The organism is Actinoplanes sp. CA-051413 (assembly GCF_050955795.1).
GTDB lineage: Bacteria > Actinomycetota > Actinomycetes > Mycobacteriales > Micromonosporaceae > Actinoplanes.
Genome location: NZ_CP192100.1, coordinates 4,709,231 through 4,723,155, shown reverse-complemented (window position 1 = coordinate 4,723,155; position 13,925 = coordinate 4,709,231). Strand labels below are relative to the sequence as shown.

Below are 13,925 nucleotides of genomic sequence, written 5' to 3'. Positions count from 1 at the left end.
ACGGGACCTCAAGCCCTGCCGGCCCGGTGCCCGCCGCGCGCACGATCAGGGCGGGTGAAGGGAGACCCGCCATGACGACATCGACGATTGCCGTGGGCACCGACGGCACCTCGACGAGCGAGGCCGCCGTACGGTGGGCCGCCGTGGAGGCCGCGAGCCGGGGCGTGCCCCTGCGCATCGTGTACGCGTACGGCCAGACCGAGGAGACCGCCGAACGGATGCTGGCCGGCTCGGTGCTCGACGCCGCCGTCCGTCACGCCCGGTCCGCCGCGGCCGGTGTCATCATCGGCGCCGAGGCGTTGCGCGGTGAGCCGGTGCCGGCGCTGCTGGGCCTCGAGGACGTGGACCTCGTCGTGCTCGGGCACCGGGGCCGCGGCGGCTTCACCAGCCTGCTGCTCGGTTCCGTCGGTCAGCAGGTCGCCACGCAGGCGCGGGTGCCCGCGGTGATCGTCCGCGGCCGGGCCGACGCGGCCCGCGGGACGATCGTGGCCGGGGTCTGCGGCTCGGCGACCGACGACGCGGTCCTGGACGAAGCCTTCGCGACGGCCGCCCGGCACGGAGCCCCGCTCGCCGTGCTGCGCACCTACGCCCCGCCGACCCCGCTGTGGGTCGGTGACATCCCGACCGCCGAGGACGGCATCGCCACCCTCAACGCGGCCGCCCGCGAACGTCTCGAGCAGCAGCTGGCTCCCTGGCGCGCCGAATATCCGCAGGTGGACGCGGAGGCGGTGGTGTCGCCGGACGACGCCGGCGCCGTGCTGGTCGCGGTGTCGCACAACGCCCGCCTGGTGATCCTCGGGCGCCCCACCCACAGCGCGGTGGTCAACACCCTGATCGGATCGACCGGTCTGCATCTGCTGCACCACGCCGGTTGCCCGGTGCTGGTCACGCCTCCGGCCGCCGTCGCCTCGATAGCATCAGCGAATGGTCGCGCCCAAGGGTAACGAGCAGCCGTCGCTGGGACTGACCCCGCTGTCCCGGGTCCGGCTCGACGAGCTGCTGCAGGAGATGCTGGTCCGGGTCGGCGAGGTGGTCACCAGCCGGGAACGGCTGCGCGCTCTGCTGGACGCCGTGGTCGGCATCGGCACCGACCTGGACCTGCGCAGCACCCTGGAGCGCATCGTGAAGTCGGCTTGCGCGCTGGCCGGCGCCCGCTACGGCGCGCTGGGCATCATCGGCGCCGACCGGCAGCTCTCCGACTTCATTACCCACGGCATCGACCCGGCCGCGCACGCCAAGATCGGCGACCTCCCGCACGGCCGCGGCGTCCTCGGCCTGCTGATCACCGACCCGCAGCCGGTCCGGCTGCCCGACATCACCAAACACCCGCGCTCGTACGGTTTCCCGCCGAACCACCCGCCGATGCACAGCTTCCTCGGCGTCCCGGTCCGCACCCGTGACCAGATCTTCGGCAACCTGTACCTGGCCGAGAAGCGGGGCGCCGACGAGTTCACCGAGGACGACGAGGAGATCATGGTCGCCCTCGCCGCCGCGGCCGGGGTCGCCATCGACAACGCGCGGCTGTTCACGCTGGCCCAGCGGCGCGAGCGCTGGCTGTCGGCCGCCGCCGAGATCACCGGGGTGCTGCTCGGCACGGTCCGGCGCACCGAGGCGCTGCGGCTCATCGCCCGCCGCGCCCGCGAGATCACCGAGGCCGGGCTCGTGCTGGTGCTGCTGGCCGGCGAGGGCGGCTCCCGCTACACCATCGAGGTCGCCGACGGCGCGGACGAGATGGTCGGCAAGGTGCTGTCGGTGGACGTGGACGCGTTGCATGCCGACGATGCCGAGCTGGGCGGCGTCGCTGACTGGCCGGGGCCCGTACCGCCGGGTCCGGTACTGGCCGCGCCGCTGGCCGGCGCCGACATGCCGCAGGGTGTGCTGATCGTCGCCGGTGCCGCCGCCGGCGGCGAGGACGACGCCACGCTGCTGGCCAGCTTCGCGGGTCAGGCGGCCCTGGCTCTGGAACGGGCCCGGGCGCAGGAGGAACGCGAGCTGCTGGTCGTGCTGGAAGACCGTGAGCGCATCGCCCGGGACCTGCACGACGTCGTGATCCAGCGGCTGTTCGCCACCGGCATGCAGTTGCAGGGCGTCGCCCCGCACGCGCTGCGCCCGGAGGCGGCCAAGCGGATCAACGCGGCTGTCGACGACCTGGACGCCACGATCCGCGACATCCGCCGGTCGATCTTCGAACTGCGTGCCCCGGTGGGCAGCTCGCTGCGCACGGAGCTGCGCGACGCGGTCGAGGCGGCCACCGCGGCCCTGGGTTTCCGCCCGACGCTGGACGTGTCGGGGCCGGTGGACAGCGCGGTGCCCGACGACGTGGTGCCGGAGCTGCTGGCCGTGCTGCGCGAGGCCCTGTCGAACGTGGCCCGGCACGCCCAGGCCGGCACGGCCCGGGTCTCGGTACGCGCGGCCGACGGCGAGGTGATCCTCCAGATCGAGGACAACGGCGTCGGCACCGACCCGGCGCTGGCCCGCGGCGGTCTGGTCAACATGAGCGAACGCGCCGGCGACCTGGGCGGCAGCTGCACCGTGACCCCGGCCGACGAGGGCGGCACGGTGGTGACCTGGCGCGTCCCGCTCGGCGGCTGACCGCCCGGGCCTGGCCTCAGGGGATCGGAAGTCCGGGCGGTTCGGGTCTTTCGGCCCTGATCGGGGCGGACCGGTGGGCGCGATCGTGGAGGGGAACCGACCAGGAGGTCCACCATGACCGCGCACTCGCCCCAGGCCACCCGGCACCTCGCTTCGGCCGCCGAGGCGTCCCTGCACGCTCCCTCGGTGTTCAACACCCAGCCGTGGCAGTGGCGGATCGCCGGCGACACCATGGAGCTCCACGCGGACCCGGACCGGCAGCTCGCCGCCACCGACCCCGACGGGCGGCTCCTGCTGCTCAGTTGCGGCACCGCGTTGCACCACGCCCGTACGGCCCTGGCGGCGGCCGGCTGGACCAGCACGGTGGACCGGCTACCCGACGGGGCGCAGCCGACGTTGCTGGCCCGCGTACGGCTGGGGCATGCCGTCCCGGCCGACCCGGAGGCCCAGCGGATGGCGGCGGCCGTCAGCCGCCGCCGCACCGACCGGCGCCCCTTCGGTGACCAGCCGGTCTCCGAGCAGACGCTGACCAAGCTGCGCCGGTTCGTCGAGGCCGAGGGTGCCTACCTGCACGTCGTGCCGGCCGATCAGGTGCCGGCGCTGGCCATCTCGACCGAGCGGGCCGCCGGGGTCCAGCAGGACGACCCGGCCTACCGCGAGGAGCTGGACCGCTGGACGAACCGGCCGCAGTGGCGCGGCGACGGCGTGTCGCCCGAGACGGCGGTGGAGCCGGCTCTGCGGCGGGTGCCGGTGCGCGATTTCGCCCCCGCGGGCAACCCGGGCCTGAGCGCCGGCACGGGCGTCGACAAGGGCGCCGCCTACGTGATCGTTTTCGGGATGACGGACCGGCCCGCCGACCTGCTGCGCGCCGGTGAGGCCTTGTCGGCGCTGCTGCTGCTGGCCACGGCGGACGGGCTGGCCACCGCGCCGCTGAGCGAGGCGGTCGAGGTCGCCTGGACGCGGCACCTGCTCACCAGCCTGCTGTCGGACGTCGGCGAGCCCTACATCGCCGTCCGGCTCGGCTACCCGATCGACCGGGAACCGCTGCCGCCGCAGGCCCGCCGCACCCCGGCGGAGATCATCCGCATCGAGCAGTAACCGCACCGACGTCCGGGAAGGGACCTGCCGTGATGACCTACGACCACGCCGATCTGCGGCGCGCCGCCGCTGCGGCGGTCCGGGCGCCCTCGCTGCACAACAGCCAGCCGTGGCGCTTCCGGCTGCGGGCCGGCGCCGTCGAGGTGCTGGCGGACCAGCAACGGCAGCTCGCGGTGGCGGACAGCACCGGCTGGGCCGTACGGATCGCCTGCGGTGCCGCCATCACCAACGCCCGGCTGGCGCTGGCCGTCGCGGGGACCCCGGCCGAGGTCGTGCTCTGCTCCGACCGCGCCGAACCGGACCTGCTCGCCCGGCTGACCCCCGGTCCCCGCCGCCCGGCCACGTACACCGAGACCGACCTCGCCGCGGCCATCCCCCGCCGCTACAGCAACCGCCGGCCGTTCTGGCCCGACCCCGTGCCGCCCGACGTGCGGCAGCGGCTGGTGGACGCCGCCGGCGAGGAGTCCGGCTGGCTGGATCTGCTGGTCGGGATGACCGCGCTGAGCGGCTTCGCGGAGATCGCGCAGAGCGCGGACCGGGTGCTGCGGCGCGACCTGACCTACCAGGCCGAGATGTCGACCTGGACGCATGCCGACGAGGCTCCCGACGGTGTTGCCGTGCCGGCCGGCGCTCCGGTGCCGGAACCGCAGGACCTGCTGCCCCAGCGTGCGTTCTCCGACCGCCGGCGGGCTCCCGGACGTGACTTCGAGCCGGAACCGCTGGTGGCGATCCTCGGCACGGCGGGCGACCGCCCGCACGATCAGCTCATCGCCGGCCAGGCTCTGCAGCGGGTGCTGCTGACGGTCACCGACGCCGGCCTGGCCTGCTCGATGATCTCGCAACCGATCGAGGTGCCGGCCGCCCGCGATCAGCTGCGCCGGTCGCTCGGCCGCTCCGGGATGCCGCAGATGGCTCTGCGGATCGGCTACGGCCGGCCCGGCAGCCCGAGCCGCCGCCGCCCCGTCGAAGATGTGCTCGTCGCGGACTGAAAGCCATTCTGCCGCATCGCTATGCAACAAACCTGCACATCATATTTATTGACTCTCATATATCGGCGGGTGAAGACTCCCTTACGGAAACAACCGTCCCCGGAGACCGCCGGATCCACTCCTTAGGACGGGCCGCACGCTGCGGTGACGGCCATATTGAGGCCATATTCAGTGCACCTCGACGACCCTTTGTCGCCGCACCCTGCGCACCTACCGGCGGTGTCCATTTGTGACAAGGAGAAACACTGAATGGCACCCTCACCCCGGGCCCGCCGGCTGCGCCGGCTGGCCGGCGGCGGCGCTCTCGTCGCCCTGGTGACGGCGGGACTCGCCCTCACCGTGACCAGCGCCCAGGCGGCCACCGTCTTCACCGCCGACTTCGAGTCGGGCAGCACCAGCGGCTGGTCCAAGTCCGGCGGCACCTGGTCGGTCGTCGCGGACGGCTCGCAGACGCTGCGGCAGAGCAACGCCGGCAGTGAGAACGCCCGTGAGCTCGCCGGCGAGGCCGGGTGGACCGACTATGCGGTGTCCGCGAAGGTCAAGCCGCTGTCGTTCGGCTCGGGCGGTTTCGTCGGCCTGCTGGCCCGGGCCAAGAGCTCGACCACGTTCTACCGGCTGGCGTTGCTGCCCGGCCAGGCGCAGCTGCAGGCGGTCAACAGCGGCAGCGTCACGGTGCTCGGCTCCTCGTCCCGGACGGTGAGCACCGGCACCTGGTATTCCCTGAGCCTGAGCGTGACCGGCTCGACCATCACCGGCAGCGTCGACGGCGCGACGGTCGGGACCGGCACCAGCTCCGTCTCGGGCTCGGGCCGCATCGGCCTGCAGACCGGTTCCGCCTCGGCGGGCTTCGACGACGTCGCGGTCACCACCGGAGGCGGCGGCACGCCGTCACCGACCGGCCCGACCACCCCGCCGCCGTCGAGCCCGACGCCGACCACCCCGACGCCCACCACCCCGCCGCCGACCACTCCGCCGCCGACCACCAGCGACGTGCTCTACGTGGCGCCCAACGGCAGCGCGAGCGCGGCCGGCACCCAGGCGAGCCCGACCACCCTGGTCTCGGCGATCACCCGGGTCGCGGCCGGCGGGACGATCTACCTGCGCGGCGGCAACTACGCCTTCTCGCAGACGGTCACCATCGCGCCGGGCAACAACGGCACCGCGAGCGCCCGCAAGAAGCTGTCGGCGTACCCGGGTGAGACGCCGGTGCTGAACTTCTCGGCCATGGTCGAGGACCCGGCGAACCGCGGGCTGGCCGTCAACGGCTCGTTCTGGCACGTGTCGGGCATCATCGTGGAGCGGGCCGGGGACAACGGCATCTTCGTCGGAGGCAGCAACAACATCCTCGAACGCACGATCACCCGGTTCAACCGCGACACCGGGCTGCAGCTGTCCCGGATCGCCTCGGACACCCCGAACAGCCAGTGGCCGGCCAACAACCTGATCCTGAGCGCGGAGTCGCACGACAACGCTGACTCCGACGGGGAGGACGCCGACGGTTTCGCCGCGAAGCTCACCGTCGGCTCCGGCAACGTCTTCCGCTACGCCGTGTCGCACAACAACATCGACGACGGCTGGGACCTCTACACCAAGACCGACACCGGGCCCATCGGCGTGGTCACCATCGAGGACTCGCTGGCCTACAACAACGGCACGCTGAGCAACGGCGGCCAGGCCGGCAACGGCGACCGCAACGGCTACAAGCTCGGCGGCGAGGACATCAAGGTCAACCACATCGTGCGGCGCAGCATCGCGTTCCGCAACGGCAAGCACGGGTTCACGTACAACAGCAACCCGGGCGCGATGACGATCAGCAACAACATCAGCATCGACAACACCGAGCGCAACTTCAACTTCGACGCGGGCACCTCGGTGTTCCGCAACAACGTCTCGTGCCGCAGCGGCAGCGGGACCAACGACCGGATCATCGGCGACGCCGACAGCTCGAACCAGTTCTGGTCGGGCACCAACGGATCCCGGTGCGCCGCGCTGAGCGGCGCGCTGGCCTGGTCCTTCGCCTCCGACGGCCGCCTCGCGGTGACCCTCGGCGGCCGGCCCGTGACGCCGTGACCAGCGGCCGGGTCCGGCGGTCTCCCCCGCCGGGCCCGGCTCCGTCACTTTCGCGGGCCCTGCGCCCCTGTTCCGCGCCCGGCCGGGCGACGACACTCAGGGGGACGCACCGACGGAGGTGTCCACGATGACCGGAAGACATCCGGCGACAGCGGCCCAGCGCACCGAACTCCTGCACCGGATGCTGCTGCTGCGCGGCGGCGACCAGGACCCCGCCCACCGCGGCGAGGAGGCGATCACGGTGGGCCTGCGGTCCACGCTGGGCCCGGGCGACACTGTGGCCGACGGCCCGGTCCTGGCCGTGGAGCTCGCGCACGACGACGTCCGGCGGCACCGGCCGGCGGTGACGGTGTGCTTCGTCGGCGACGAGGCGGCGCCCGGGCTGACCACCAGCCTGGGCCAGGCGATCGACGACCGGCTGCCCGTGCTGTTCTGCTGCGCCGGCCGGCACGGCACCGATCCGGACGGCCTGCCGGCCGGCACGGTGGACGGCGCGGACATCGAGGCGGTCACCCGGGCGGCCCTGACGGCGGTGCATCCGGTACGGGCCGGAGCAGGCCCGCGGCTGCTGCACTTCCGCACGTACGCCCTGGCGGACAGTCCCCGGCACGACCCCATCCGGATCCTGGCCGACCGGATGCGCACCGACCACCAGCTCGACGACAACGCCCTCGCGGCCATCGAGAAGCACGTCGCGGGGCAGCTCGGCGGGCGGGTCAGGCGGGGGTGAGGAGGCAGAACTCGTTGCTCTCCGGGTCGGCGAGGACGACCCACGGGACATCGTTGCCGCCCAGGTCGACGGCGGTGGCGCCGAGACTGCGCAGCCTCGCCGCTTCAGCGTCCAGGTCGTCACCCGGATAGGGGCGGACGTCGAGATGGACCCGGTTCCACCCGGTCTTCTTGTCGGGTGTCGGCAGGAACAGCAGATAGGGGCCCACTCCCGCGGCGGAACGCAGAACCGCCTTGTGGTCGGTCACCTCGTGCACGGTCCAGTCCATGGCGCTGCCCCAGAAGCCGGCCATGGCTCGCGGATCCACGCAGTCGACCACCACCGAGGCGATCGGTCCGGTCTCGGCGTAGAGCGAGTCCAGCACGCAGAACTCGTTGCCCTCCGGGTCGGCCAGAACCGTCCACGGGACGTCGCCCTGGCCGATGTCGGCCGGTGTCGCGCCGAGATCCATCAGGCGCTTGACCAGCTCTGCCGGGCCCTTCGCTGGAGAGTCCCCAGCCGAGCGCTTCGGCCCAGAAACGACCCAGTGCGGAGTCGTCCTTGGCCTTCATGGTGATCTGCACCAGCCGCGTCGCCACGCCGGCGATGGTAGACCCGCCCGGTCAGCGGCCGGCCATCGACGCTCCGGTGCCGTTGCCGGTGGTGATGAAGTCCGTGCTCGGGAGCGTGCCCGCCGCCGTACGGGGACCTTCGGCGGCGGCCGGGTCGGTCGAGCGGAACGTGGCCGCGCTCCAGCCGTCCTGCTGCCAGCTGTTGCGGACCTCGGTCGCCGACGGGGACAGGCTTTGCGGGACGGCGTTGTCGACCGCCGCGTTGGCGCGCAGCACCGCTGCGGCGTCCGGCATGGCGAAACCCGTACCCCTGTTGCGGAATGCCGTGTTGTTGGTCAGCTGCAGCGCCGCGGTGTTGCCCTCGTCGGTGAAGCCGTGGCCCGCGTTGTCCCAGGCCGCGCTGTGCCGCAGCCGGTGCGCTGCCGGGACCGCCGGGTCGCCGCCGCCGAGGGCGAAGCCGCTGGCCCCGTTACCGTAGGACCACGTGTACTCCACCGTGACCGGATTGCCGAACGAGCCCAGGTCGATGCCCGTGCTGGCGTTGCCGTAGGCGCGGTTGCCGCGGATCACGTTGCCGGCGCCGGACCCGAACTGCACGCCCAGGCCGATGCCTACCTTGTCGCTGCCGGCCGGGTCGCGGTTGGCGAAGAAGTCGCTGTCCAGCACCTGGTTGCCGGTGGTGCCGGGGTCGCGCAGCATCAGCCCGGACCGGACGTTGTCGTGCATCGACAGCCGGCGGAAGACGGTGTGACGACAGGCCCGGCAGACGTACGCGTGACTCCTCGACCCGCGCACCTCCAGCCCCTGCACCGTCCAGTACGCCGTACGCTGCGTCACCGCCCACTGGTCAGCCGGGATGCCGGACGCGTCGATGACCGGGCGCTCGTCGCGGTAGTTGCTGAGCACGATCGGCCGCGCCGCCGTACCGCTGGTCGTGATGGTGATGCCCGCAGCCGGCCGATAGGTCCCGCCACGCAGGGCGATCGTCTGTCCCGGCCGGACGGCCGCCACCGCCTTTTGCAGGGTGGCGTACGGCCGGCGCAGACTGCCGTCGCCGGAGTCCTTGCCGCCGGGCGCGACGTAGATGTCCGCCGTCCGCACCCCGAGGCCGGCCGCCGGACGTGCGGTCGGGGTGGCGCTCGGGGACGGCGGAGCGGATGCTGCCGGCCGTACCGTCTCGGGGGTGAGCGGCCGCGTGGTGAGCGTGGGCAACGCGATTACGCTGCCGGCGGCGCCGGGCGGCGTGTCCGTCTGGTGGACCGCGTAGACCAGCCCGCCGCTGACCGCCAGCGTCGCCGCGGTGCCCACGGCCAGGGCCTTGTGGTGCAGAAAGCCCTGGACCTGGGCCAGGACCGAGGTCCCCGCGGAGAGCCCGGCCTTGGCGATCAGTCCGGACTTCAGCGCGCCGAGCAGCAGCACCGGCACCGGCAGCGCGGCTGTGCCGAGCAGCAGCTCCTCCGGGGCGAGCAGGCCCTGGGCGCGCGGGCCGCACTGCGGGCATTCCCGCACGTGCCGGACCAGGCGCTTGCGCCACAAGGGATCCGCGGCGCCGTCCCAGCCGCGCAGCCGGCTGTTCAGCTCGGGGCAGCGCGGCCTGACCTGCAACGCCCGCACCACGCCGCGGGCCGCGTCCAGCTGGGCCTTCATGCGCTGCACCCGGACCGCGGCGTGCTTGGGCTTGACCTTGAGGGCCGAGGCCAGCTCACCGCGGGTCAACTCGCCGGCCGCCTCCTGCCACCAGAGCCCGAGCAGCGTACGGTCCGCGTCGTCGAGCCAGTGCACGGCCTGGACCAGCTCGCGGCGCTGGTCGGCGACGACGATCTCGGCCGTGGCGCGCTCGGCGAAGTCACCTTCCGGGTCGGGCAGCTCGGCCGGCGCGGCGGCGCGGCGCAGCCGGGTGACGCTGCGCGAGCGCAGGTGCAGCTGGATCTGCCGGTACGCGATGGTCACCAGCCAGGACCGGTAGCGGTCGGGCTCGCGCAGCGAGGGCAGGGCGCGGATCGAGCGCAGCATGGTCTCCTGGACCACGTCGTCCACGTCCGGATGGCCGTCCAGGGCGCGGCCGATGATGTTGTAGACGAGCGGGAGGTGCTCGGCGACGAGTTCGTCGAGGGCGCCGGCGCTGCCGCCTTGCGCGTCGCGGACGAGCCGGGCCACGTCATGTCCGACGGCCTGACTCTGCGTCACCGGGGACCTCCTTCTTCTCCGGCTCGCCGACCCCGGACAGCCGGGCGGCGGGCGACACAGAAGACATAGATGGCTCTCATTGACCGACATCTCGCGCTGAGTTCCGCGCGGCCGATGTGAGCTGCGAGAATGTGAAACCGATCGATGTCGCGCCGTATCGTGACACAGCACGCGGAAGCTGTAAAGCAAGGGCCCGCCGCTTTTTCTCGCGGATTTCTGTTGTCCGCCGGCCGCTCGCGCATCTACCAAGGTGCCGCTCCACCCCCGGGCGGCGATGACTCAACGTGACCGACTGGGAGCGCTCCCGCTGCCTGCCGGACCCGTACGAGAGGACCGGAAGTGTCTGGATCAAGGCTGGCGAGACGTCTCCTGGTGGCCGCACTGGCCGTCGTCATCCCCGGAGCCGCCATCGCCTACACCGTCCTGCCGTCGCAGGCCGCCACCCTGCCCGCGACGGGCGTCGCCCACCAGTTGGCCGTGACCAAAAGCGGCATGTGCCTCGACGTTCCGGCGGCGTCGACGGCCAACGGCGCCGCGTTGCAGCAATGGGGCTGCACCTCCGGCGCGGCCTGGCAGCAGTTCAAGCTCACCTCAGCCGGAGCCAACTACCAGCTGGTCAACGTCAACAGCGGCAAGTGCATCGACGTACCGGGCTTCTCCCTCGCCAGCGGTGTCCAGCTCCAGCAGTACACCTGCGTGGCCAGCCAGACCAACCAGCAGTGGAAACTCGTCGCCAGCGGCACGGACACGTTCCAGATCATCAACGTCAACAGCGGGCTGTGCATCAGCGACAAGGACGCATCCACCGCGTCCGGCGCCGCGGTCATTCAAGAGACCTGTACGGCGAACAGCAACAAGCAGTGGGCGTTCCGAGCCACCTCGGCGGGCACGGCAACGGTCGCCGCCGACGGCACCGGCCAGTACGCCAGTGTCCAGGCCGCGATCGACGCGGTACCGGCGAACAACACCACCCGCCGGGTCATCACCATCAAGGCGGGCACCTACCGCGAGATCGTCACCATTCCCGCGAACAAGCCGTACGTGACGCTGCAGGGGCTGGGCACGTCCGCAGCGCAGACGGTCATCGTGAACAACCACAGCTCCGCGGGCGGTTACGGCACCTCGGGCAGCGCGACCGTCTTTGTCAACGGCCCCGACTTCGCCGCCGCCAACCTGAGCATCGCCAACGACTACGGCGAAGGCAGCCAGGCCGTCGCGGCCAACCTCAACGGCGACCGGGCCGTCTTCGACAACGTGCGGTTCCTCGGTAACCAGGACACCCTGCTGATCAACAACAACCGCTCGTACGTCAAGAACTCGTACGTCGAGGGCACCGTCGACTTCATCTTCGGCGCCGGGACCGCAGTGTTCCAGGCCAGCACCATCCACGAGCGACGCACCAGCGGCGGGCCGATCACCGCCGCCCGCACCGACCCGGCCAAGACCTACGGATTCCTGTTCTACAAGTGCACGATCACCGGCGCCGCGAACAACGTCACCCAGCTCGGCCGCCCGTGGGGGCCCGACGCGCAAGTCCTGTTCCGCGAGTCGAATCTGAGCGCCACCATGCGTACCGCGCAGCCGTGGACCGACATGTCCGGCAACACCTGGCAGAACGCTCGGTTCCTCGAATACAAGAACACCGGCTCGGGCGCCGGCGTCAACAGCAACCGGCCCCAGCTCAGCGACGCGAGCGCGGCTGCCTACACCCCGCAGAAGTATCTGGCCGGCGGCGACGGCTGGAACCCGGTCGGCTGACCCTCCCCACGATCCCCGTTTCCGCAAGATCCCCTTGGAGAGCTCATGAGACTCAGGAAACGCGCTGCCCTGGTGGCGGCGGTGCTGGCGGTCCCCGCCGCGTTCGTCGGCTACTCGATCATGCCGTCACAGGCGGCGGCACTGCCGGCGACCGGCGGCACCTATCAGGTGGCGGTGGCCAAGAGCGGCATGTGCCTCGACGTGCCCGCGGCGTCGACGGCCAACGGCGCCGCGTTGCAGCAATGGGGCTGCACCTCCGGCGCGGCCTGGCAGCAGTTCAAGCTCACCTCAGCCGGAGCCAACTACCAGCTGGTCAACGTCAACAGCGGCAAGTGCATCGACGTACCGGGCTCGTCCCTCGCCAGCGGCGTCCAGCTCCAGCAGTACACCTGCGTGGCCAGCCAGACCAACCAGCAGTGGCGGCTCGTCGCCAGCGGCACGGACACGTTCCAGATCATCAACGTCAACAGCGGGCTGTGCATCAGCGACAAGGACGCATCCACCGCGTCCGGCGCCGCGGTCATCCAAGAGACGTGTACGGCGAACAGCAACAAGCAGTGGGCGTTCCGTACCGCGTCGACGGGTGGCCGGACGTGGTCGAACACGGCGGACGGTTTCGCGTCGACCGGCGGAGGCACCACGGGCGGGGCGGCCGGGCCCACGGTCACCGTGACCAACCAGGCCGACCTGCAGAAGTACGTCACGGCGACGACCCCGTACGTCATCAAGGTGGCGGCGGCGATCACGTTCACGCCCAAGGGGACCGAGCTGAAGGTCCAGTCGAACAAAACCATCATCGGCGTCGGCACGAGCGGCCACATCGTCGGCGGTGGCTTCTTCCTCGGCACCGGGGTCAGGAACGTCATCATCCGCAACCTGACGATCCGCGACACGCTGATGGCGGACGACGACCCGGACGACAAGCTCTACGACTACGACGCCATCCAGATGGACACGGCCGACCACATCTGGATCGACCACAACACGCTGACCCGGATGAACGACGGGCTGATCGACAGCCGCAAGGACACCAGCTATCTGACCGTGTCGTGGAACGTGCTGGCCAGCAACAACAAGACCTTCGGGATCGGCTGGACGGAGAACGTGACCGCGCGCATGACGATCCACCACAACTGGATCCACGACACCAACCAGCGCAATCCGAGTACCGACAATGTGGCGTTGGCTCATCTGTACAACAACTATCTGCAGAACATCTCCTCTTACGGGAACTATGCCCGTGGGGCGACCAAGATGGTGCTGGAGAACAGCTACTTCTCCAATGTGAAGGACCCTTACTACCCGGACGCTACCGCTCAGCTCAGGCAGAGCGGGAGTGTGGTTGTGAACTCCACGGGTAAGCAGTCGACGTTGGGGTCGGCGTTCAGTCCTGGGAGCTATTACTCGTACACGTTGGACAATGCTGCTGATTTGCCTGCTTTGCTTGGGCAGTATGCCGGGCCTCAGGGGGATATCGGTATCTGATCTTCTTTTGCTGGCTTGCTGTTGGACGGTTGGGGGCCGGGGTGACCAAGATCGGCTTGAGGAGCATTTATGCCGTTCTTGGTCACCCCGGCCCCCAACCTTGCATGGTTTCCTGTTCCGGCTTTGTTTTTGGTTGCTCGCTGCTGGTTGCGAAGTTTCGTGGGTGATCCCCTTGCGGCTGGTGGTCTGGCTGCCGCGCTGTGGTCTTTGTAGGGGATTTTTGTTGGGCAGGCCGGCCTGAGTGGTGGGTCTTGCGTACGCACCTCGCCGGTTGCGGTCAGGGGTTGGTAGTGGCTGCGGCATGCCGCGGCCACCAATCAACTACCCACGCCACCATCGACACCAACCATCAACCAGCAGCACCAGCAGTCCTCCCGTGCCGCGACCGACCAGCCTCCCCGTGCCGCGGCCGGAAAGCAACCGCCCCATCCCCACCACGACCCCGACTGCGACTGCGACTGCGAC

At 71.1% G+C, this 13,925-nt stretch carries 9 protein-coding genes and 1 pseudogene; 8 read left to right on the top strand and 2 right to left on the bottom strand.

What is annotated here, in order from left to right; all coding sequences use genetic code 11:
* Positions 1-71: 71 nt before the first annotated feature.
* The 6 genes from ACQP2Y_RS22325 (at position 72) to ACQP2Y_RS22300 (ending at position 7,479) form a co-directional block, all read left to right on the top strand.
* On the top strand, positions 72-944 hold the full coding sequence (locus tag ACQP2Y_RS22325; RefSeq protein ID WP_433731289.1) for a universal stress protein: 873 nt from the start codon (positions 72-74) through the stop codon (positions 942-944).
* The gene (locus ACQP2Y_RS22320; RefSeq protein ID WP_433731287.1) at positions 925-2,592 is read left to right on the top strand and encodes a GAF domain-containing protein; all 1,668 of its coding nucleotides are present in this window, start codon (positions 925-927) and stop codon (positions 2,590-2,592) included. The genes ACQP2Y_RS22325 and ACQP2Y_RS22320 overlap by 20 nt, the downstream gene beginning before the upstream one ends.
* Positions 2,593-2,706: 114 nt before the next feature.
* Positions 2,707-3,690 carry an Acg family FMN-binding oxidoreductase gene (locus ACQP2Y_RS22315; protein WP_433731285.1) on the top strand — a complete coding sequence of 328 codons (984 nt, stop codon included), beginning with the start codon at positions 2,707-2,709 and terminating at the stop codon, positions 3,688-3,690.
* 32 nt (positions 3,691-3,722) lie between these two features.
* The gene (locus tag ACQP2Y_RS22310) at positions 3,723-4,679 is read left to right on the top strand and encodes an Acg family FMN-binding oxidoreductase (RefSeq protein WP_433731283.1); all 957 of its coding nucleotides are present in this window, start codon (positions 3,723-3,725) and stop codon (positions 4,677-4,679) included.
* 249 nt (positions 4,680-4,928) lie between these two features.
* Positions 4,929-6,749: a family 16 glycoside hydrolase gene (locus tag ACQP2Y_RS22305; protein WP_433731281.1), complete on the top strand. Its 1,821-nt coding sequence runs from the start codon at positions 4,929-4,931 to the stop codon at positions 6,747-6,749.
* A gap of 127 nt (positions 6,750-6,876) precedes the next feature.
* Complete coding sequence (locus tag ACQP2Y_RS22300; RefSeq protein ID WP_433731279.1) at positions 6,877-7,479, top strand: hypothetical protein; 603 nt, start codon at positions 6,877-6,879, stop codon at positions 7,477-7,479.
* On the opposite strand, the pseudogene ACQP2Y_RS22295 reads toward ACQP2Y_RS22300, so the two are convergent.
* Positions 7,466-8,057, bottom strand: a pseudogene (locus ACQP2Y_RS22295) (VOC family protein). The gene ACQP2Y_RS22300 and the pseudogene ACQP2Y_RS22295 sit on opposite strands and share 14 nt — an antisense overlap.
* A gap of 24 nt (positions 8,058-8,081) precedes the next feature.
* Positions 8,082-10,217 (bottom strand): sigma-70 family RNA polymerase sigma factor, encoded by a 2,136-nt coding sequence (locus ACQP2Y_RS22290; RefSeq protein WP_433731277.1) that lies wholly within the window; start codon positions 10,215-10,217, stop codon positions 8,082-8,084.
* A 372-nt stretch (positions 10,218-10,589) separates the two neighbouring features.
* On the opposite strand from ACQP2Y_RS22290, the gene ACQP2Y_RS22285 reads away from it, so the two are divergent.
* Both ACQP2Y_RS22285 and ACQP2Y_RS22280 read left to right on the top strand, forming a co-directional pair.
* Positions 10,590-11,975, top strand: a complete 1,386-nt coding sequence (locus ACQP2Y_RS22285; protein WP_433731275.1) for a pectinesterase family protein — start codon at positions 10,590-10,592, stop codon at positions 11,973-11,975.
* Positions 11,976-12,020: 45 nt separating this feature from the next.
* Positions 12,021-13,460: an RICIN domain-containing protein gene (locus tag ACQP2Y_RS22280; RefSeq protein ID WP_433731273.1), complete on the top strand. Its 1,440-nt coding sequence runs from the start codon at positions 12,021-12,023 to the stop codon at positions 13,458-13,460.
* The last annotated feature ends 465 nt before the right edge of the window (positions 13,461-13,925 follow it).

Excerpts from the sequence above, each read along its gene's own strand:
- ACQP2Y_RS22325 (WP_433731289.1), top strand. The coding sequence starts at position 72 with ATGACGACATCGACGATTGCCGTGGGCACCGACGGCACCTCGACGAGC.
- ACQP2Y_RS22320 (WP_433731287.1), top strand. The coding sequence starts at position 925 with ATGGTCGCGCCCAAGGGTAACGAGCAGCCGTCGCTGGGACTGACCCCG.
- ACQP2Y_RS22315 (WP_433731285.1), top strand. The coding sequence starts at position 2,707 with ATGACCGCGCACTCGCCCCAGGCCACCCGGCACCTCGCTTCGGCCGCC.
- ACQP2Y_RS22310 (WP_433731283.1), top strand. The coding sequence starts at position 3,723 with ATGACCTACGACCACGCCGATCTGCGGCGCGCCGCCGCTGCGGCGGTC.
- ACQP2Y_RS22305 (WP_433731281.1), top strand. The coding sequence starts at position 4,929 with ATGGCACCCTCACCCCGGGCCCGCCGGCTGCGCCGGCTGGCCGGCGGC.
- ACQP2Y_RS22300 (WP_433731279.1), top strand. The coding sequence starts at position 6,877 with ATGACCGGAAGACATCCGGCGACAGCGGCCCAGCGCACCGAACTCCTG.
- ACQP2Y_RS22280 (WP_433731273.1), top strand. The coding sequence starts at position 12,021 with ATGAGACTCAGGAAACGCGCTGCCCTGGTGGCGGCGGTGCTGGCGGTC.